20 protein-coding genes are annotated in these 20,600 nt (G+C 35.6%); 12 read left to right on the top strand and 8 right to left on the bottom strand.

Going from position 1 to position 20,600, the window contains the following annotated elements; translation table 11 throughout:
* Positions 1-237 precede the first annotated feature (237 nt).
* The 12 genes from BVU_RS08865 to BVU_RS08810 all read left to right on the top strand — a co-directional run bounded on the left by BVU_RS08865 (position 238) and on the right by BVU_RS08810 (position 11,397).
* Positions 238-1,593, top strand: a complete 1,356-nt coding sequence (locus tag BVU_RS08865) for a site-specific integrase (protein ID WP_011965307.1) — start codon at positions 238-240, stop codon at positions 1,591-1,593.
* 88 nt (positions 1,594-1,681) lie between these two features.
* Positions 1,682-2,548, top strand: coding sequence for a hypothetical protein (locus BVU_RS08860; protein ID WP_011965306.1), 867 nt, complete (start codon positions 1,682-1,684; stop codon positions 2,546-2,548).
* A gap of 201 nt (positions 2,549-2,749) precedes the next feature.
* Positions 2,750-3,100, top strand: coding sequence for a DUF3853 family protein (locus BVU_RS08855; RefSeq protein ID WP_011965305.1), 351 nt, complete (start codon positions 2,750-2,752; stop codon positions 3,098-3,100).
* A gap of 8 nt (positions 3,101-3,108) precedes the next feature.
* Positions 3,109-4,329, top strand: a complete 1,221-nt coding sequence (locus tag BVU_RS08850; RefSeq protein ID WP_011965304.1) for a hypothetical protein — start codon at positions 3,109-3,111, stop codon at positions 4,327-4,329.
* A 57-nt stretch (positions 4,330-4,386) separates the two neighbouring features.
* Positions 4,387-4,725 carry a hypothetical protein gene (locus tag BVU_RS08845; RefSeq protein ID WP_011965303.1) on the top strand — a complete coding sequence of 113 codons (339 nt, stop codon included), beginning with the start codon at positions 4,387-4,389 and terminating at the stop codon, positions 4,723-4,725.
* Between the two features lie 62 nt (positions 4,726-4,787).
* On the top strand, positions 4,788-4,913 hold the full coding sequence (locus tag BVU_RS22725; RefSeq protein WP_257228433.1) for a hypothetical protein: 126 nt from the start codon (positions 4,788-4,790) through the stop codon (positions 4,911-4,913).
* A complete protein-coding gene (locus tag BVU_RS08840; protein ID WP_011965302.1) occupies positions 4,907-5,593 on the top strand; it encodes a hypothetical protein in 687 nt (228 codons plus the stop codon). Before BVU_RS22725 ends, BVU_RS08840 begins: the two co-directional genes overlap by 7 nt.
* A gap of 43 nt (positions 5,594-5,636) precedes the next feature.
* Positions 5,637-6,092, top strand: a complete 456-nt coding sequence (locus BVU_RS08835) for a leucine-rich repeat protein (protein ID WP_011965301.1) — start codon at positions 5,637-5,639, stop codon at positions 6,090-6,092.
* A 250-nt stretch (positions 6,093-6,342) separates the two neighbouring features.
* A complete protein-coding gene (locus BVU_RS08825) occupies positions 6,343-7,092 on the top strand; it encodes a phage Gp37/Gp68 family protein (RefSeq protein ID WP_011965300.1) in 750 nt (249 codons plus the stop codon).
* 119 nt (positions 7,093-7,211) lie between these two features.
* Positions 7,212-7,544 carry a hypothetical protein gene (locus tag BVU_RS08820; protein WP_241510258.1) on the top strand — a complete coding sequence of 111 codons (333 nt, stop codon included), beginning with the start codon at positions 7,212-7,214 and terminating at the stop codon, positions 7,542-7,544.
* Positions 7,541-8,317, top strand: a complete 777-nt coding sequence (locus BVU_RS08815) for a hypothetical protein (protein WP_011965298.1) — start codon at positions 7,541-7,543, stop codon at positions 8,315-8,317. The genes BVU_RS08820 and BVU_RS08815 overlap by 4 nt, the downstream gene beginning before the upstream one ends.
* Before the next feature lie 227 nt (positions 8,318-8,544).
* Positions 8,545-11,397: a BT4734/BF3469 family protein gene (locus BVU_RS08810; protein WP_011965297.1), complete on the top strand. Its 2,853-nt coding sequence runs from the start codon at positions 8,545-8,547 to the stop codon at positions 11,395-11,397.
* A 718-nt stretch (positions 11,398-12,115) separates the two neighbouring features.
* Here the strand turns inward: BVU_RS08810 and BVU_RS08805 are convergent.
* From BVU_RS08805 to BVU_RS08765, 8 genes are all read right to left on the bottom strand, one after another.
* The gene (locus BVU_RS08805; RefSeq protein WP_011965296.1) at positions 12,116-12,997 is read right to left on the bottom strand and encodes a YjbH domain-containing protein; all 882 of its coding nucleotides are present in this window, start codon (positions 12,995-12,997) and stop codon (positions 12,116-12,118) included.
* Positions 12,998-13,265: 268 nt separating this feature from the next.
* Positions 13,266-14,375 (bottom strand): MraY family glycosyltransferase, encoded by a 1,110-nt coding sequence (locus tag BVU_RS08795; RefSeq protein ID WP_011965294.1) that lies wholly within the window; start codon positions 14,373-14,375, stop codon positions 13,266-13,268.
* Positions 14,376-14,382: 7 nt separating this feature from the next.
* A complete protein-coding gene (locus BVU_RS08790; protein ID WP_011965293.1) occupies positions 14,383-15,201 on the bottom strand; it encodes a glycosyltransferase in 819 nt (272 codons plus the stop codon).
* Positions 15,202-15,221: 20 nt separating this feature from the next.
* Positions 15,222-16,121 carry a beta-1,6-N-acetylglucosaminyltransferase gene (locus BVU_RS08785; RefSeq protein ID WP_011965292.1) on the bottom strand — a complete coding sequence of 300 codons (900 nt, stop codon included), beginning with the start codon at positions 16,119-16,121 and terminating at the stop codon, positions 15,222-15,224.
* A 74-nt stretch (positions 16,122-16,195) separates the two neighbouring features.
* A complete protein-coding gene (locus BVU_RS08780) occupies positions 16,196-17,314 on the bottom strand; it encodes a glycosyltransferase family 4 protein (protein WP_011965291.1) in 1,119 nt (372 codons plus the stop codon).
* Entirely contained in the window at positions 17,311-18,435 is a 1,125-nt protein-coding gene (locus BVU_RS08775) for a glycosyltransferase (protein ID WP_011965290.1), read from the bottom strand. Before BVU_RS08775 ends, BVU_RS08780 begins: the two co-directional genes overlap by 4 nt.
* A gap of 78 nt (positions 18,436-18,513) precedes the next feature.
* Positions 18,514-19,794 (bottom strand): EpsG family protein, encoded by a 1,281-nt coding sequence (locus tag BVU_RS08770; RefSeq protein WP_011965289.1) that lies wholly within the window; start codon positions 19,792-19,794, stop codon positions 18,514-18,516.
* Positions 19,791-20,600 (bottom strand): glycosyltransferase family 2 protein, encoded by an 810-nt coding sequence (locus tag BVU_RS08765; protein ID WP_011965288.1) that lies wholly within the window; start codon positions 20,598-20,600, stop codon positions 19,791-19,793. The genes BVU_RS08770 and BVU_RS08765 overlap by 4 nt, the downstream gene beginning before the upstream one ends.

The raw sequence follows: 20,600 nt of genomic DNA, 5'->3' as shown, positions 1-20,600 counted from the left end.
ATATACCAAAATAACGATCTATATTAATCTCTAATAATACCATATAATCTTAGAAATCGGGGGAGTAGTTAAAGGGTCTTACTCCCCCCCGATTAGTCTTCGTATCTTAGCTTTTGAAATTAAAAAATAAAACAGGGAAAACTAGTTTGTAATATCATTCAGTCCCATGTGATATCACCCTCTTTTCCCTTTAAAATACTCCCCTTAATTTCACACTAGAATTAAATTTTAAAGCGTATGAAGAAGACAAGTTTTAGTACAAGAGCTTATGTAATGAAGAACGGACAACTGATGATCCGTGTGAGATGGAACAGCAAGAAAAATGAAGTGGGGTTCTCTGTTGGTTACACTATTGACCCTCTTAAATGGGATAGCGACAGGCAACTGGTAAAAAGTAACACGACCCATAAGATTAGTGGAAAAACAGTTTATGCCCGTGAAATCAATAGTACAATCCGTAGTTTCATTGCCTGTATTGAGGAAGTGTTTGCTAAATATAACATTCATTCAGCAATACCAACTACCACAGATTTGAAAGAACAGGTGAATGAAAAATTAGGAAGAATTAAAGAAGAGGAAATTGTAAAAGAAAACAAATCCAAAACATTAAAAGATATATTTTCTGATTTTTTACGACTTCGCCCACAAGAAGGGAATTGGAGTCAAAATGCACAATATAAATATGAACAAATGTGGCATCAATTAACAGGCTATGATCCTAAAATAGAACTGGACACGCTGAATAAAGATAAAATGATTCAACTAATGAACTGGTACATTAAAAACAATTATTGTAATCGCACCATTGTAAAACAATTTAAAATGCTAAAATCATTTCTTCGTTGGGTTTCCAGAAATGGCTATGTAATACAACCCGGTGTACTGGAGTTCAAACCTAAGTTAAAAGTTATACCGAAAGCTGTCACCTTTTTAAAATATAAGGAACTGATGCATTTCTTCCACTTTGAATTTCCCAAAGAGAAAGAACACTTGTCAAAAGCCAGGGACATGTTTTGCTTCATGGCCTTCACCTCACTCAGATATTCGGATCTGGCCGCACTCAAACCGGTTAATCTGGTGGATGGATACTTGGATTTCTGTACTGAAAAGACCGATGACAAACTGCATATCGCTCTGAATGAACATGCCATGAAGATCATTGAAAAATATTCCTGGTACAAAGGTGATACTATATTTCCTGTCCCAAGCAATCAAAAATTAAATGATTACTTGAAAGAAGCCGCCAAACTTGCCGGATTGGACCGTGAAATATCCCAGGTTTATTTCAAAGGCAATACCAGACATGAAGATACCTATAAGTTTTGGGAGCAAATTAGCTGTCATGATGCAAGAAGGACTTTTGTATGTTGTTCACTCGCTCTTGGTATTCCGGCCAGTGTGGTAATGAGCTGTACAGGACATTCGGATTATGAAAGTATGAAGCCTTACATTGAAGTGGCTGACGAAACCCAAAAGATGCAGATGGAGAAATGGAACACCCACCAATACAAATCGGAGATCATAGAAAAGCTGGATAAAATGAATGCAACACAGCTAAAACAACTTTTTGAATATGTGAAAGGTATAGCTTGAAATTTATTACTTATATTTGGAGCGGTATTCGGTTGGCTAAGATCGGGTACTGCTTTATTAATTGTATTAATTTTAAAAGAGTTGCAATATGATGGGACAAATCTCAAAAAATGCCAATTCACAGGAAACTATATGGTGTTCCTTTTCCGGTAGCGGTGTGGATGATATTATAATAAAGTTATGTGCTAAGGGAATATTTATTCTAGGCAGCTATTTATACAGGAGGAAAAGGAGAACAAAAGAATATCTTTCCATGGAAGAGAACACTTCAAACCGTTTTGGCTATAGACGTTCGAATTCAAGATTCAGACGCGATGTGCAGGAAAAAAATGAGTGTAAGAATCAAGAATCTGATGACAGAAAGGTAACAGACACATTTCTGAATGGACAGGCACATGAGCTAATCCCTGTGTCCGAAGAAAAGAATGTAAAAGTTGACGAACGGAAGGATTCATTAGCAGAGACACAGAATGTCAGTGTTCCTGCTCGCCCGAAGAAGCCTAAAAGGTTATATACGGGAACAGACATTATATATAATCCGTTATCTCTGCCTGAACTATTTGAACAGTATGATTCCAAACTATTGAATAAAGCTTTTGAAACATTATACAAGCAAGGTAATGATAAATTCTTTCAATGTACCCCACAAGAGTTCCGATATTGGCTTGGAGGTACTATGGGCACAGACTTTAAAGCGGATGAAGTCGGATGCCGAAGAATAAAATGGAAGAAGGGAAAACATGCCTTGCAATACTTTATGGTCAGACTATACTTGGTGAAGCGGAAAAGGATGCCCAGAGATATGTGGGATAAAATTGCCAATATCTTTGTGATAGACAATTTACCAATACAATCCGGGGAATTAGGAAAAAATGTAGATAAAGTAGGAAAGGAAGACAAACAAAAGATTGACGAAATTATAAAGCTATTTAATAAAGGGATGAAAAAAACGTAAATGATAGTATAAACTAGCATTAGCGATAGTATTAGGTCTCGATAATTAACATTGGACACCACTTTCTATTATCAAGTAGTGTTATATATAATTTATTGATATCAAAGCAGTTATGTGACAACATATAACTGCTTTTTTGTTTATACATTTGCGGCAGTCCCCGGGAAAAGAACAGAATATAAAATTTCAAGATATAAAATTATGAATAAAAATTATCAGAGTATAGAACCGCTTTTAAACAAGCCGGTACTGGCAATGAACGGTGCAGAATTACTAGAACTACTGAAACAATTGAAAGATGTGGAAACAAAGGAAACGGTGAAGTATCCTTTAGTGGGTGATTATCCGAATTTGCCACAGTTCATTACAGGTATTAAAGAGTTGGCAAGACTGTTAGGTATTTCTGTGAGTACGGTAAGCAGAATGAAAGCTGAGGGGCTGCTTGATGATGCGCTCTTTCAGAATGGCAAGACTGTAATCTTTGACACCTGTAAGGTACTGGAGATCCTGCATGTGAGTAATAAGAAAAACAAGTTTAACTCTAAAAATTAAAAAGTACAATGGAAAAGCATTTAATCAATGAAGCAGTTTCCACACTGGATCTGCAAGGGTCAAATGTGAAAGTAAAATCCGCTGTAGAGGATAAGGATCTACAGGCAAGTGTATCTGCCTGTGATACACAACAACCTAGTTCAGAAGCTGACAAGGGAACACCTGTACAAGTGAACGGGAACGATACAACTTCACCTAATAAAGGAGAAACCGGAATGGAAACCGACAAGGAAAATACAAATGAACCGACACGGAATCCACAGGTATATGGGGAAGCGAAAGACGGACATGCAAAGAAAACGAAGTCAAAAGAAAAGAACCGTCTTACCATCGGAGATATTGTCGCTCTGTCCTTTCTGATAAACCGGGGATATTCTTTTGGCAAACTGAAAATCAACAGAGCGAGGAACCAGGCGGCTTTGAAGAAAAAAATAGCATCCATAAAATCTTACGGAGTCATATCCCCCTGTCTGGTTGTAACAGCAAGGGATTGTCTGGAGGCAGGTCTTGAAATTATCTGGTTTGACGGAAAGGCCATAACCTGGGATACTCCAAACCTGGACAGGATACTGATTGTTATTGACGGAGAGCACAGGCATGTGGCGGTACAGCAAATAAATTCCAGTCTGAAGAGTGGTGAGGAGAAAAAAGAATGCTATTATTATCTTCCCATCGTAAATACAGTTCCCATATTGGAGCTTCTCAGACAGTCCAATGTCGTAACAAGACCGTGGGGTGGTTCGGATTTTCTGACCAGTCTGATAATGTCCAATGAGGAGGCTGCAAAAAATGAAATGCTTCTCTGGGTCCAGTCCAAGTTGGAAAAACTTGGGGATACAGCGACATGGGAATGGGTCAAATTAAACAAACTGGGTGTACCTTCAAGAACAAAGCTGATAAAGGCAGCCGGTACGGATGAGAAAGCTGAAACAACCTACAAGGAAATCAGCGACTCTTCCAAATTTGAACGTGGTAAATCCATTTATGATGCTTTTGCCAGGACTTTTGCCGAATCAATTCTCGGATGCAAATTTTTTCCGGAATGGGTGATTGGCAAACTGGATGAACTGGATTATATGCCAGGTCCTGAAGCTGCAAAAAAAATCATAGAATTCGCTTCAAGACTCACACGTTCGGATGCTGACAAGGTTGAGAAAATCAAAGGTGCTGACAGGGCGCAGAATGTGAGAAATGCGTTGGACGCTCTGTATAATGAACGGATGAAGTAATCTATAACTCCCCATCATGTGAGAGGTGATGGGGATTCTATAAGAAATATTCAGAAAATGAATAACTTGAAGAAACTTAGGGAAGATGGATACAGTATATGTCCCCCTCAAAAACCAAAACTTGATACCGGAATCATCAACAAGTTACAATGCCAGTTGATGTGTCCTGTTGGAGATGTTATAATTCATGTTACTACGGTCAATGATTATCTGGTACGTGGGGTGTCTGTAGTGGATGGGAACGGTGATCTCGTAACTGCACTGGATAACGACCTGGAAAAGAAGCTGGTCGTTATTGGCAATGATCTGAACCTCTGGTATGCTCTGTTACAATCTGCTCTCAAGGATGAGGAAATAAACATTGAAACTATTCCCGGCAGATATGTAAAATTCTAATATAAAGCAGGCATGGGCCCTGCCTGCTTCCTACAGTTTAATTTTAATTAAAATTTGGTATAATGGAAAAACTAAAAATTCCCATTACAGCCCTTTCTATGCTTAAAAATATCCTTGGTGTAGAATATAAAGGCTTTGAAAACAAAAGGATAGCAGTAAATAACATAAAAAAAAGAATATCATGCTGAGATTATACTTTGAAAACGGCAAATCGTCTTCGGGTTTAAATAGTAATAATATTTCCGAAGCTGATAGTTTACCTATTCCCGGCCGGAAAGAATATAGTTGCCTGGGTGAAGTAGTGGAAGAATTTGTCAGTAATTGGGATCATATTATGGATACAATAGATCAGGTAATTAAGAAAAATACTCTTTTGTACCAGGAGCATTCTGATACTGACCATTCAGATATGGATTCACATTGTGACGATTTCTATGCTTTCGACTGGGGAGATGGCTATACAGCCTATATCTATAAGTATAGGGTGGAAATGGGAATAATTGTTTCCCTGACAAAAGAATTTGTTCTTGAAGATGGCGGTGATGACATGACTATAGGATGGATTCATCCGGATAACGCCGATGAACCCCAACTTGCATTCTTTACCAGACCGTTTCTTGAATGTTTTTCGGATTCTACCAAATACGGAGAGGACCTCTTCTTTAGTATTCTTTCTTGTAACGGTTATATTTCAAAATGCTCCGGAGAAGTGAGATGGTTGTTTTCCGAAGGATTAGCTTTCGGATATAAATACTGTAAATTCTACGTATTTAACAGGTTTACAGATCAAATCAAATATCAAGGAGAAGATTTGACGGATGACATGAAAAAAGAACTTGATAATCGTCTTTGGAACACAGGATGGTGATTTTCAACCAACAGAATAATTCCAGCCAAGATAAAAAATGATTATGAAACATTTAAAAGGGAACAAAAATACATTCCAAAAACGGATGTATTGCAAGAAAACAGAGATTGATTTGTCAAAAAGTGGGACGGGCTTGTTTCCCGGTGCCTTTTATATGAACCGACACGTTAAAAGGGTGATACTTCCAGATTATGCGGATACAGTACCGGCCAATCTGTTCAAGGGATGTATAAACCTGAAGGAAGTTACCCTCCCCATAGATCCGAATATCGGTGAGGCAGCATTTGAAGGATGCATATCGCTGACTGATATTCATATTCCACTTTGTATCGGTAGTATTGCGACAAACGCCTTCAGGGGATGTCGGGAAAATATCAGATTCTATGCCGACTCACCGGCTGTCAACCCGAAAACACTGAAGCAACATATCGAGAAGGAACTGGGACACAGTATCGAACTATATAATGCTTCCGGTAACTTGGTGGAATCAACAGACTGATAGAACCGGAAAACATCCACTTTCCACAAGACCGTTTTCATCATGGTTTCCAAAGAGAGGTTATGGAATCGGAAACGGTCTGTGGATTTGAAGAGAACAAGCAATAACATAATTAAAAATTTTAGGATAATGGAAAAAATGAAAATTTCCATTACAGCCCCTTCTATGCCTAAAAATATCCCGGGTATAGGATATAAGAAACTGAGGGACAGAGGGATAATAGTATTGAATTTAAAAACAATAAGAAACAATGAGTAATAACAGCAAAATCTCATGGACTACAACCACATGGAACGTTACAGCGGGTTGTGATCCGATCAGTGATGGATGTAAGAATTGTTACGCAAGAATGATGGCCGAACGTCTGAAAGCTATGGGACAGGCCAAATATCAGAATGGCTTTATCCCGACTATTCATTCTGAATGTTTAAACGAGCCATTTGGATGGAAAGGGAACAAGCTTGTGTTTGTGGTAAGTATGGGAGATTTATTCCATAAGGATATTCCGTTTGATTTCATCGACAAAGTAATAGAAGTTATCACCAAATGTCCACAGCATACATTCCAGATTTTGACAAAACGGGCAGAGAGGATGTATGAGTATTTTTCGACTCATGCCATTCCTGAAAATGTATGGCTTGGTGTTACAGTCGAGAATCAGAAGGTGAAAGGCCGTATTGATTACCTGAAGAAACTGGATGCTCCGGTACGGTTCCTCAGTTGTGAGCCTCTGCTGGAAGACCTGGGAACACTTGACTTGTCTGATATTGACTGGGTTATCGTTGGCGGTGAATCGGGAAACAGAGCCAGAAAAGTGGAAAAGGACTGGATTCTGAATATTAAATCCCAGTGTGACGCTTCCACAAGTACAGCTTTCTTTTTCAAACAATGGGGTACTTGGGGGGCTGATGGAGTGAAACGTAGTGCTAAAGAAAACGGGTGTCTTTTGGACGGAAAAGAATACCACGCTTATCCGACTCCAAGAAAGATAAAACCTTGACAATAAACAGTGGGGAAGCCTAAATATACAAACAGCAGGGCTTCTCCACAACTAATCAGATTTAGGAATTTCAGAGCCATAATCCGCCCCAAACCGCTAAAACGCTCCTCTGTAACCTTATGAACCTTATTCCTGATATGAATTTATATTTTAATCATACATCCCTTGGAGGTTCAGAATCTTCAAAGGATCGTCAGGAAAATACTGCTCCTGATGTTATCGCCAGAAAAATAAGTATAACTCCGGAAAAATTCAAAAATGATGTCGAAGTACTGGCAGGTTATATCGGTGAGGAACATTTCATTTCCGGTCTCAGCATTGAAGTTACATTGAGTGAACTTCTTGCTGTAATTCCAAGAAAGCGTAGAAGATGCGAAGCGTATAACTCTTTGGTGAAATACCTGAGAGAAGAGAGAAACATTTTATTAACCATTAAAAGCAGAAGACAATGAATACAAAACAGAAAATAAAGGCTCCCAAAATAATAAACGGGAGAATGATGCGGTATTGTGTGAAGTATAATGTCTGGGTGAACAATGCCGGTGATTATGCTTATCGGGAATATAATGATCCTACTTGGAATTGTCCCCTGATAATCCATACAAGACCTGACGGAAGTAAATTTCTAAACACCAAAAGTCATGGTGAGATTCCACTCGATGAAGCTATAGCCATCTGTTACAGACCCATGCCTAATGATGGAAAGGAATATATCCTGATTCATAAAGACGGGAACCTGGGGAACTGTCAAGCCAATAATCTTGAATGGAAAGAGGTCAGGAAATATGGTCCATTAGCCACTGAACGTACTTTAGATAATGGTTTAAAAGTGAAAGTTGATGGAACAATACTTGACAAGAAGAAAGCATTGCCTATTGTGAAAGAAACAGGAAACAGTGATATGGATCAAATGACAGCGATAGATCCTTATGTACGTTATTATTGGAAAAACCCATGGGGAAGAACCGAGGAAAAACATGCCCATATAGATGACCTGATGGCTGCTGCTGATTTTGTGGATGGAGATAAATCTACAATGCAAAGACCGAGAGTGCTTCACAAGAACATGGACTATCTTGATTACCATGCAGATAATCTTGAATGGGTGGAAGAAAGCAGTTCTGAGTATCAAGAGTATATGAAAAAGAAAAGGGAGGATATAGATAAGCTGACCAAAGAACTAAACTGGAATAATCCCAATTTCAAGTTACCTGACAATCAATAAATGAATAATCAGGGTTGGTCGGAGACAAGAGTATGGAACGTAGTGGAATGTAATACATAACTGTAAGACAAAGTGTTATAAAAAAGTGTGCAAATGAGGTACAAATGCTTAAAGAATAACGTTTTTGTAGTTTTTTTATAACATCCCTTCGGGTTATGTACCATACTCATACTTCGTATCTACTTCTGTCTCTGACCAACCCCAACATAAACTTTTAATTCCAGATAATGAAAAAGATAACATTAAATGTACCTGACGGAATAAAGTATCTGTCAGAATGGAAGGAGTTATGGAACCTTCTGCCTATGAACCAACACTATATCCTGAATAAAAGGATTTGTGGTTGTGGAGCTACTGAAGCCTATATCGGTTCAGACAGGAAAGTGATATTGGCCAGTCCCAGAAAACAGCTCCTCTATAACAAGTATTCACAGCATCTCTCCGACAACCTCCATCTCTACCGTTATCAGGGAAACCGTGAGAAGTATTTTGAGAGCAAGTCTTATTCGGAAAAGGATGTCTTTGCTTTTAACGATGAACTGGGGAAATATATAAAATCAGGTGGGAAAAAGATCCTTACCACATACGACTCACTCAGGAAGATTAAGGAAGTTCTGGTAGCTGATGAAGAAAACCTGGATAAATGGACTGTGGTAGTGGATGAATTTCAAGCCATGTTCTATGATTGCCAGTTCAAGCCTACAACAGAATACGAATTTGGGCAGATCCTGGGAGCTTTCAATACTGTGGTCTATCTTTCAGCCACACCTTTCCTGGAATCCTACCTTGACATGACCCGACAATTCAAGGATATGACTTTCTATGAACTTTTATGGCCTGAAAGTATGATACAGATTCCGAAAGTGGAGGTTATAAAATCCAAGAAGTCTGTCTTCAAACTATGTAGTGAGCTGATCGGCAAATACAGGGAAGGAAAAGGAAATAGTACTGTCGTGGATGGTAAGGAATTTGTAGCGAAGGAAGCTGTTTTCTATATCAATGATGTTTCCGTTATAAAGAATATCATAAAAAAAAATGGCTTGAAGGCGGACGAGGTAAACATAATCTGCTCTTCCAAATCAGAAAACATCAAGAAACTGAATGAATTATCCAGGGAGGTGGGAGAAAAGTTTATGATCGGTGATATTCCGGGTAAGGGAGAACCGCATAAGATGTTCACCTTCTGTACTTCCACCGTATATATAGGTGCTGATTTCTATTCCACCAACGCCTATTCCTATATCTTTGCCAATCCGCTGGTGAAAAGCATGACCGTGGATGTTTCAGTGGATTTACAACAGATAATAGGTAGACAGAGACTTGATACAAATCCGTTCCGTAATACAGCCACTCTTTACTTTAATACCCGAAAATCAAAGGTTACGGAAGAGGAACTGGAGAACTCAATCAAGGAAAAGAAGGATAAGACAAAGAAGCAGATTGATAATTTTAATGCGGTTCCGAACAAGGATGAACAATTGCAGATGATGGAAAATACAATCAGGCAGCAAGGGCACAAGGAACATTATTGCTGTATTATCAAGGATGCGGATAATAATGTCAGAATTGTTGAGAATGAAATCCTTGAAATATCTGAAAGAAGAGCATGGGAAGTTACAAACCGGATCTATAACAATGATTTTTCCATGTACCGTGCTTTAAGGGTTGGTGCTGTCGTTACAAAATCCTCAGGAAGTGATGATCCTGAAGTACAGCGGATTTTCAAGGAGTGGAATCTGGATAATCAGTTCCCTAGAAAAGCCAGACTGTATTGTGACCTATATGATAATTTCCCTGAACTCTTGGAGGACTGTACTTTCATAGAGGGCAAATATAAGAAATATCATGACGCTCTTGGAAAAGAAGGATTTGAAGCGTTATGTTGGAGGGAAGACTATATCAGACAATCTATCGAACCTACTCCTTTTGACAAGCTACCCAAGGATCAGATAGCAGTGAAACTAATAGATGCTTTGAAGACAGACAAGACTTATACCAAATCAGAAGTCAAGGATTTACTTCAAGGTATCTATAAGGAGCTGAATATAGCAGGAAAACCAAGTGCTTCTGATATATCCGAATATCTGACCTGCGAGGATAGGACTGTCAGGATGAAAGATAAATTGATAGCGACTTTCAAGGTAACATCACACTTCAGAACAAAAATATCACTTTTCAATAGAATTACAGACATCAATCACCCTGAAGAATATGAAATAGATAAGGTATTGGATATAATCAAGACTAGTAGTTATTATCATGTAGCCGAAAAAGTTGATGCGGTAAGGAAAGCCAAAACCAAGGAAGAAAAAGAGAAAGCCAAGATGAAACTTCCGGCTGTAACATGGAACGGAACTTTCAAGACCAAAAACAGGAACGACCTTATACACTATTCTTCATTCACGGCTCTTGACTTCGACCATATTCAGCCAGAGAAGATGGATGAGTTCGGAAAATGGTTACAAGGATTTCCATGTATCTATGCCTATTATGTCACTCCGAGCGGTAAGGGTTATAAAGCGATTATTCTTCATGATAATTATGAACCGCTTTATCATTATGACTTGTATAATCAGCTCTTGAAGTTGTTTGATTGCCCTGAGATAGATAAGAGTACAACGGATTTGGCCAGAGGTAATTTTCTGAGCTATGATCCGAACCTATGGAAAAATCCGAAACCTCAACCTTTCCACTTCATTCCATCCACCTCTGAACCAATTATACCCGAAACTGTTACAGAAACCATAATAAAGGATGAAGCCGGAAATGAAATACTGACGGAGGATGATTCTTATGTAGCCAAATTCCTGAACACTCTGAGCAGACAAGTTGTTTCCGATGATAGTATAATCCGTATCCTTGGGAAAATCTGGACTGGAAAATCAATAGCCAACGGGAGGAATAATACTACGATGTCTTATGCCGGTGTTCTATGTAAGGCAGGAGTAGAGAAAAACAGAGCCAAATCATTCATCGAAGAGCTTATTCCGGATTTTGATATTACTGAAATAATTGAATATGCCTACTCCCATAATACTTTCGGATGTGAACGTAGGAAATATAAATCAAGAAAGAAATAGCCAATAAAAAGAGGAGACTGAACTTCAATGCTCGGTCTCCTTCATTTTTTTCCACATCACAAGAATCAAGTCCTGTAAGTGATCTTTTTTAGGAACACTCAGCCCAATAAGATTTATTATTTTACAGATCACAACAGGACTTGATAAATACAAAAATAGGAATAATAAACCCAAGATCAAAACGGCTGCATTTTTATATTCAGGATAGGCTCTTCCACTATTCTTACAACGGGACTTTTTTAATTTTATTGTGAAAATCCTAAAATCATCTGTTATGGTCTGTGAAAGACAGTAACAGCTTTATCCATCCACCCATTTCAACAAGCAATATGAAAAACAAAGAGGCTACCCCTTCCGAAATAACCTCTCCACAAAACTAAATTCTTTGATAATCAGCCTGTCCTGCCTTCATAAGTATGAACAAACAGGTGAGAAAAATAAAATTATATTTTCCTCTGCAATGTTATAAAGATATGCAGGTTCCATGACATAAGTAGTTATATACAACTAAAAAAACGCCACCATCATATTGAAAGCAGCGTTGAATAAGAAATCACGTCCTAGTTCTCACAGATCGAAAGTAATATAACATAAAATACTTCTTTCTTCATGATAAGACTATCTGTACAAAATTAAGGCAATAATTCAAAGGATACAAATAAAAAGGTATCCATGAAAACAGATACCTTACCACTACAATAGATATTACCATCAATTTTTATTTCAGATGCACCTTGAACACCAGCCCACCGGAAAAATAACGACACCTATTAAGTTCCACCACTGCATTTATATAGTCTTTCCAGAAACTGTATTCCATTCCTATATTTACCTGATACTTCGAGGCATCAGAATCAAATGTCAGATCAGATCTCACATCAGTATAACCCGGAACAATCTCACCCATCAGATTCACACCATTAATAATCCTGTTCATCAACGAACCATTTTCTTTCAGGCCAAAACGAAAATTAGCACCGAAAGCAGGATTATTAAGCTTGTTATCAAAACGATTGCTATAAATCCATGAGATATGTCCACCCAATGTACCGATGTTATCAAAATAAAGATGTTTGGTTATAGCCAGATAGTAACGGTTCAAGAAACCATTTCCATAATCCTGTTCCGACAGATTCGATAATGAACCACCATTGGCTGAATCTCCAATCCCATCATTAGCACCTATAACTATTTGGGGAGTCCATGATTTCCACCAGCCTTCTTTCCAAATTCTGAAACGGAAATGAAAAGAACGGTCCTGATTGACAAACTTACCATAAGTAGAAGGAACCCAATAACCGGAACGATTACCATAATCCACAGGAACAGCCTTATGACCGGTACATAGATAACCTGCTTCCAACCAGGGAAAAACAGTTATATTGATATAGTAATTCCATGTATCATACCACCATCTCGGTACTGTAGCGTGATGATTCAACCAGTTACCTCCAACCATGAAAGTCTTGTCCCTCTGCATATCGGCTGTAGGCATGTTCATTAATCCGGTGGTACCATAATTGATCTGGGAAATTACTGTTGCCGGTATAAAAAACAGAAAAACGAGCAATACACTTATGAAAATTCTATTAGATCTCATTCTTCAAATTTATTTTTTAACCAGTACCGTTTCCATTTTTTCTTTTCCTCATGACGCATAATCATCACCATCAACCTCACATCCATAAAAAGAAAATAAGTTCCAAAAATCATAAGAGACAACCAGCATCCATACTCAACCCATATAGCAACATGGTTTACAAGATAAAATATAACGGCTAGACCGGTCCAAAAGAAAAAGGTAAGCACCAACATGGATTTCCATATCAGTTTTACTGCAAAATGATAAAGACGGAAAGAGGGAATAATCATATTCCTGATTTATTATAACGTAATATTATCTTATCCATATAAAGATTCATCAATGTCCATACAGCCACATCACAGAGAAACAATATCGTATTGTCTATATAACTGACTAAAATAATATTGATCAAACAAAAGAAAAATGAAATGCAAAGAATGGAAATCATCGCTTTACGCGGTGTGAATCCCATGGCAAGAAACTTGTGATGAATATGTGTCTTATCCGGCATAAAGGGGTCTTTACCACGACGTACACGACCTAGAACTACCCTTACCACATCCAAGCAAGGAACCAACAACACACTGAAAGCTATCAATATGGCACCTTCATAGTCAATACCATCTTCATAAGTATTCATCGTGTACTGTACAGTCAGGAAGCTCAGTATATACCCCAAGGTCAAACTTCCAGTATCCCCCATAAAGATCTTCCTTCCCCTATCAGCGTTACCAAACACATTATAAAAGAAGAATGGAAGCAGCACGCCCACTGTGGTAAGAGCAAGCAACGCACTCATCCACCTTTCATTGAAAACAGCCAAGAACCCAAAAACAGATAATGCAACCATACTAAGTCCAGAAGCCAGACCGTCAATACCGTCTATCAGATTAATAGCATTTGTGATAAAGACCACAAGCAATAGGGTTATAGGAACACCTATAAATGAAGAGATTTCATGTATACCAAGCAGACCGTAAAAATCATTAATATACAAACCCGATAACGGAAGCATCATGGCAGCAAGTAACTGGACTAAAAATTTTTGACGATAACGGACTCCTATCAGATCATCAGCAATACCTATGATAAACAATAATGTCAATCCGGAAGACAGGAACAAAATCTGTATCCAATGCCGTGCTATATCCACTAAAGGTATCCATGCCGTCTTATCACAAACACCTATAAGAAAAGTAACGGTGAACAATATGGCAGGAAAAAAAGAAACACCTCCTAAACGAGAAACAGGTTTCTTATGTACTTTCCGTATATCAGGCGTATCAAACAATCTTTTACGAAGAGAAATGATTAAAATACGAGGGATGATAATACGAGCAAGAATCACAGCTGTTAGAAAGCCGGAAAAAATAAAAACAATGTTCAGTAGCATGTTATATTTAGTTTCTAATGTGTTCCGTAAGTTTCAAGCAATAATCATTCTTTTTTCTCCTCTTTTTATCAATAAACCAGCCCCATTTATTAAAATATTTAATAATAGAACAGATGTGATATTTCAATAACTTTCGATTCTTATATGATCCCTTTTCATATTCATGAAAAACTAAAACTGAAGGATAATACATCGTCCTAGTTATTTCACCTATCCTACGGCATAAATCCATATCTTCAGCATACATAAAAAAACGTTTATCAAACCCTCCTGTTTTTTTCAATATATCAGTCCGTATAAACATAAAACAACCTGATAAAGAAGGAACTTCCATAACTTTATCATACCCACTCCAATGCATTTCATACCATGCATTACGCTTTTCTTGAAACATTTTGAATGGAATAAATCTTCTTCCAAATAAATCTAAAGGAGTCGGAAGAAGCTTACATAGATATTGAACCTCTCCATTGGGATAAAGAATTTTAGGCATTACCAAGCCACAATCTTTATTCTGATCCATAAATTGCACCAACTGCTCTATTATATCTCCATTCCAATAAATATCCGGATTGATTATGATATGATAATCACTACCTAAATCTATTGCCCGATCAATAGCAATATTATGCCCACTTCCAAAGCCCAAATTGTCACTATAAATATAAGTGATTCGCTCTGACACCGATTCTAATTCACGCAAAGCATCATTCGTTGAATTATCTATAATAAAAAACTTATCTACCGAAGATTGTAACACGCAATCTATTAAACGAATTAAGTCTTTCCGAGATGTGTGAAATGTAACAACCGCTGCTGTAATCATAATTTTCTTAATTAAACATATTAGAAGTAATATTTCATCTTAGAATCACTTGTTTGCCCATTCAATACCTCAAATATTCTTTCAACTATATCAAAATCTACTTTTTCATCGAATTTTCTTGCAAACATTCTATCTGAGGACATTAATTGCTCAAAATCGGCAGAACGAAATATATATGGATTGCCTCTAGTCCAATCTATATATCTCATGCATCCCTTATAATCATCATTTTTGTCATATACATAATTAAATAAAAAAGAATTTCCTATAATAGTCTGTTTATAAACTTCATCACCACAAGAAGCAAATCTATATTGTTTCATTATAACTTTCTCCTTTGACAAAATCAAACTTACAGACTGTTCTGTAATGCTAACCCATTCAGGTCCTATCATCAATTTATCTTTCAACTTATAATGATTATAATTCAAGATTTTTTGCAGAAAAGCGCAAAAGGAGCGGAGTGAACCTAACAGTTTATTACCATACCTGTTTTTTATTCTTTGATACTTTGGGAAGATGTAAGCCCTATTTACACGATCATCACATGTCATTTCTAATGAAAATCCAATAAATTCAGTGGGATAATGAGCGTCAAAAAAAGCATGAATTTCATCTTGTGTTTTTAATGGTAAATCACTACCGCTAATCAGATGATAGTAAGAATAATTCCCCTTACAATATGCAGTTTTAAAAAGGAAAAATTCAACTTGTATTAGAGATATATCTCCCCATCTAACATCTATTTCATGAAAAACAAAAAGATTTGCATTATGGACGTTATTTGAGAAGTTTATAAGATTAGACTTACGATCTATATGTAAATAAATATCATTTCTTTTATCATCCAATAAAATCAATAATTTTTCTAATATCTTCCAATTATCATGAGCGATTATAAGATAAGCATGTTTTTTCATGGGAAACCCAATTTATTATACCATTTAAAATTTACTAAAAAATACGACCAAGAGTAAATAGCACAAGTATCCAACTAAATACTTCCACATCTGTTATACAAAGAATATGTTAAATTGGCAGTCTTTTTCCAACTATACTTTAATCTTTGTTTTTCAGAATTCTTAATTAATTTTCTTCTTGTTTCTTCATCACAATTCACAGATTCTATAGCGTCAGATATACTTTGAACATCATAAGGATTTATATAAAGCGCTGCATTTCCTGCGACTTCAGGTAATGATGATAACTTACTTGTGATAGTAGGTATACCATAAGTAATAGCTTCCAAAACTGGTAAACCAAACCCCTCATAAATTGATGGATAAATAAAAGAATGTGCTCCTGATAACAATATAAATTTTTCTTTTGTAGTAACAAATCCTGTAAAAACAACACTTCTTTCTAAATGCAACTCTTCAACCAATTTAAATATCGACTCATAAAACCACCCCTTTTTTCCTATTATAACCAAACTATAATCTCTATTCTTTTGAGAAAACTTATAAAAGGCGTTTATCAAATTAAGAATATTCTTTCTAGGCTCCAATGTTCCTATAAATAACATATATTGGGATACCACACCGAATTTCTTCTTTACTAATTCTAACTCCTGCTCCCCAACTTGCATCTTAGGAGAACACGACAAGGGTATAACATCAATTGAAACAGATCTCCTTCCACATATTCTCTCTAAATCTTTTTTAGTTGACTCTGATACACAAATAAGCCGGTCAGCATATCGACATGCCAATTTTATAAATAATCTAAAGTAATACCGTTTTATAAATGTGTGAACACTTGGATGTATAAAAAAAGTAAGATCATGAATAGTAACAATTCTTTTCACTTTAAACAAGAATATAGGAAAACTATAATGAAGACTATGCAATATATTTATCTTGTATTTATAACATAAAAAAGGAATATAAAATTGCTCTAATAAGAACCGGCAGAAAAAAAATCGAAAAAATTTAGATTTTACTAAAATAATTTTGGATTTTAAAAAAGTACTTCTTAAGTCGTTATCATCGTCTTGTAACAAAAAAAATAATTCATTTGCATCTTCATTAGGAAATTTAAACGTTTCCTTAGCATATACCCCTACCCCTACCTTTTGAATCGGTATTTGGGTTAAATCAACTAAAATATTCATAATCTGTTATCTTCTATTATTTCACGTTGAATTCTAAGACCTATATTTTCAATAGAATTTAAGCCAATTTTATCATCTATAACTTTATGACTAATTCTCTCTTTCACTCCCCTTTCCATGAGTCTGGCAAATTCTTCTATATTATAGCAATCAGTTGAAATATATGTTCCAGAAACATTATGCAATATCTCTTTTGCTCCCTTGGTAGGAGTAGACACAACTGGAATATATAAACAAAGAGCCTCTAATAAAATTGTAGGATAAGCTTCTGAAAAGGAAGGCAATACCAATAGTTGAGCTTTTTTTAAAATTGGCAACGGATTTTCCATTGCACCCAAAAAAATTATATTATCAGCCTTATGCATCTTTTTAGCTTTTTTCATTAATGCATTCCTCATCTCACCATCACCTACTATTACCAAACTGTTATTATCTAATTTGCCCATTTCAAATGCATCCAATAAAAAAAATAAATTTTTCACATAACTTAATCGCCCTACAAATAGAATATATCTATCAGGCAATGTTATATCCAATAATTCTAAACTCTTTTCCTTTATACCTTTTATATCTATTGGATTGGGAAGTTTTATTATCCTATCAGCTGATATATGTATCTTCTTAATTAAGAACTCACGAATTCCGTCAGATACAGCTATAATTTTATCAGCTTTAGGATAGATTTTTTTCATAAAAAAACAGGTTCCATATGCCCACCATCCCAATCTTCTTGTTTCTACATTATAATAATTGTGCTGAGAAATAATGATTTTGGGTACTTTTTTTAAACCCAAAGAAGATACAATAAGTATCAAATTTGGAAAATCCCCACCACTAACAATAACATCCGGTTGAATCTCTTTCAGAGATTGCCTCAACTTTAAAAAAGAAAACTTTAATTGAACATTGCCTAAATGATATAACTTTATATTTGAATCTAAGAGAGATAACAATTCTCCTCTTCTTTTGCACAAGATAAAATAAATATTATATTTTTTATCTATCAGGTAATTCGCATAAGTGATAAAAACACGTTCAATTCCCCCAATATTCAATGTCGGCAAAAAAAAAGCTACTTTTTTTTGCACTGTATCATCTACACTATCATTAAGCACATTCATTCCTATATTGTCTTAAAAAATATATACATATCATTAGCAAGTAAAAAACAATCCGTTCCACAACTTTTATCATTTATACTATTTTTCTACTGGTTTATATCCCAATTTAAGCCATTGCACTATATTACCATCTTTATCAATATTTTTAGATACCCATTCATCTGTATAATGAAAAGATATTATACACAAAGAAGAAGATGTTAAAAGCTTATTATACTCTCCAAATCTTATATAAAAGCGTAACTGCCAAAAAGTGAACAACATATTGATTATCGTAAATACTACTACTATTCGTAAAAGTCTTTGCATTCTGAACGAATTAGTCATAAAACATAATGATGACAATATCAAAAATACCTTCAAAACATCAAGCAAACGGTCATGTAATACAGGCACTGAAGAACTCATAATAATAACAAGAATAAATATATTCACAAAACGCTTTATTTTCAATGGCTGTGGATTTGATTTGTAAAATATGTAATATTGATACAATGTTATATAATAAACAATATTAAAAAAATATTTTGCAACCAGTTGTTTTATAGTAAACAGAGAACTTAAATCCTCTGATTGACTTCCGGAAATATACTCCTCAAGATGAGCCAACAAAGATTCCGAAAAAGGAAGAGAACGTAAAAGAGTTACACCTAATGATGATGACTCTACAAAAACTAAAAGAAAACAAAGACAACAAAATATATTGGATGAAAAATTAAATATTTTATATCTACTGGCTATCGCAATAAAAATAAAAGGTATATAACTGACATGGATGAAGATTGCAAATACTATAAAGAAAACACCTTTCTTTCTATTTTTTATTAGGAACCAATAAATTCCATAAACTAAGACTGTTTGAGCAAACCCCATTCGGAAAAGATAAATTGAAAAGGTTAAAGGAACAAGTAATACAAGAGAATAAACTCTAATCCGCCTAGTCATATTCTTATTTGATAATGTGATATCATGATACAAATCTAATAACAAATAGTAAGAACATGCAACAAACAAAAAGCGTGTCAACTCTGGATATGCACCTAATTTCCCCAATCCCCATGAAAGTAACGGCAAGAAATAGTCAAATTTCAATGCCATAAAAAGCCAAAAATATTCCCAATCCAGTTCTTTATATAAATTAAAATCTTCAGCATATCTATACATATCTCCTGCCGGAGGATACAATATCCCCATATACCCCATCAGAACTGCCCCTAATAGATAAGCCCATCTTTCTTTTTTTAATATTCCCTTTAAAATAAATGGGAATGATAATATAGGGTATATCATAAATATCAATATACCTATAATTTTATATTGATTATTCCTCCTGTCAGATAAAATAAAAGAATATGTCATGAGATTTTTTCTAAATAGCTTGGAATACGCATCTTTACAACTCTTCTCCAACAAGATGGCCAACAAGATTGCAAAATCTGTTTCAACAAAAATTTAATTTTTAAATTCACATTGTAAATCATATATATAAACTTCCATGCTAGCATTTTATCCTTGCCATAAATTCTTCCCCGCTCCCTAAATATTTCCAAAGCACACCCTGTCGAAGAAAGTCCATAGACAGCATCAAAATTAGTAAATGCAAAAGGAATATATAAGAAAATTCTATGTTCATAATAAATATCACGTAAGAGTTTAAAATCTGCTGAAATCCTATATGATACATCAAATAAATGACTAATAAATATGGACTTAGATATAAATGTTGAAGGATGAAACAAAGGAAAGTCACATTTAAAATGTGACAAATCTTGAGCCTTTGCATAATATATTCCATCACTACGACGGATAATCATATCACCATAAATCACATCTACGTTTTTAGGATTTTTTTTAAATATTTTTTCCACAACATATTCATTTTCCAACCAATCACCAGCATTAAGAAACTGAATAAAAGTACCGGTAGCCCTAATTCCACCTTTATTCATCGCATCATAAATCCCTTTATCCGGCTCACTCACCCAATAAGCAATGTGATCCATATACTTTTTGATGATATTCACCGTTCCGTCCGTACTGCCACCATCAATAATGATATACTCAATATTGGGATAAGTCTGATTTATAACAGAAAGAATGGTCTGTTCAATAGTAGCAACAGCATTATAAGCAACAGTCACAACTGATATCAAAGGTTTTTCCAT

Origin of the sequence: Phocaeicola vulgatus ATCC 8482 (assembly GCF_000012825.1) — a bacterium.
Taxonomy (GTDB): Bacteria; Bacteroidota; Bacteroidia; order Bacteroidales; family Bacteroidaceae; genus Phocaeicola; species Phocaeicola vulgatus.
The sequence above is the reverse complement of the archived record's forward strand: the minus strand, read 5'-3'. Positions and strand labels throughout refer to the sequence as shown.

Bases quoted from the DNA above. Each gene is read 5' to 3' on its own strand.
- BVU_RS08865 (WP_011965307.1), top strand. From the start codon at position 238: ATGAAGAAGACAAGTTTTAGTACAAGAGCTTATGTAATGAAGAACGGA.
- BVU_RS08860 (WP_011965306.1), top strand. From the start codon at position 1,682: ATGATGGGACAAATCTCAAAAAATGCCAATTCACAGGAAACTATATGG.
- BVU_RS08855 (WP_011965305.1), top strand. From the start codon at position 2,750: ATGAATAAAAATTATCAGAGTATAGAACCGCTTTTAAACAAGCCGGTA.
- BVU_RS08850 (WP_011965304.1), top strand. From the start codon at position 3,109: ATGGAAAAGCATTTAATCAATGAAGCAGTTTCCACACTGGATCTGCAA.
- BVU_RS08845 (WP_011965303.1), top strand. From the start codon at position 4,387: ATGAATAACTTGAAGAAACTTAGGGAAGATGGATACAGTATATGTCCC.
- BVU_RS22725 (WP_257228433.1), top strand. From the start codon at position 4,788: ATGGAAAAACTAAAAATTCCCATTACAGCCCTTTCTATGCTTAAAAAT.
- BVU_RS08840 (WP_011965302.1), top strand. From the start codon at position 4,907: ATGCTGAGATTATACTTTGAAAACGGCAAATCGTCTTCGGGTTTAAAT.
- BVU_RS08835 (WP_011965301.1), top strand. From the start codon at position 5,637: ATGAAACATTTAAAAGGGAACAAAAATACATTCCAAAAACGGATGTAT.
- BVU_RS08825 (WP_011965300.1), top strand. From the start codon at position 6,343: ATGAGTAATAACAGCAAAATCTCATGGACTACAACCACATGGAACGTT.
- BVU_RS08820 (WP_241510258.1), top strand. From the start codon at position 7,212: ATGAACCTTATTCCTGATATGAATTTATATTTTAATCATACATCCCTT.
- BVU_RS08815 (WP_011965298.1), top strand. From the start codon at position 7,541: ATGAATACAAAACAGAAAATAAAGGCTCCCAAAATAATAAACGGGAGA.
- BVU_RS08810 (WP_011965297.1), top strand. From the start codon at position 8,545: ATGAAAAAGATAACATTAAATGTACCTGACGGAATAAAGTATCTGTCA.
- BVU_RS08805 (WP_011965296.1), bottom strand. From the start codon at position 12,997: ATGAGATCTAATAGAATTTTCATAAGTGTATTGCTCGTTTTTCTGTTT.
- BVU_RS08795 (WP_011965294.1), bottom strand. From the start codon at position 14,375: ATGCTACTGAACATTGTTTTTATTTTTTCCGGCTTTCTAACAGCTGTG.
- BVU_RS08790 (WP_011965293.1), bottom strand. From the start codon at position 15,201: ATGATTACAGCAGCGGTTGTTACATTTCACACATCTCGGAAAGACTTA.
- BVU_RS08785 (WP_011965292.1), bottom strand. From the start codon at position 16,121: ATGAAAAAACATGCTTATCTTATAATCGCTCATGATAATTGGAAGATA.
- BVU_RS08780 (WP_011965291.1), bottom strand. From the start codon at position 17,314: ATGAATATTTTAGTTGATTTAACCCAAATACCGATTCAAAAGGTAGGG.
- BVU_RS08775 (WP_011965290.1), bottom strand. From the start codon at position 18,435: ATGAATGTGCTTAATGATAGTGTAGATGATACAGTGCAAAAAAAAGTA.
- BVU_RS08770 (WP_011965289.1), bottom strand. From the start codon at position 19,794: ATGACATATTCTTTTATTTTATCTGACAGGAGGAATAATCAATATAAA.
- BVU_RS08765 (WP_011965288.1), bottom strand. From the start codon at position 20,600: ATGGAAAAACCTTTGATATCAGTTGTGACTGTTGCTTATAATGCTGTT.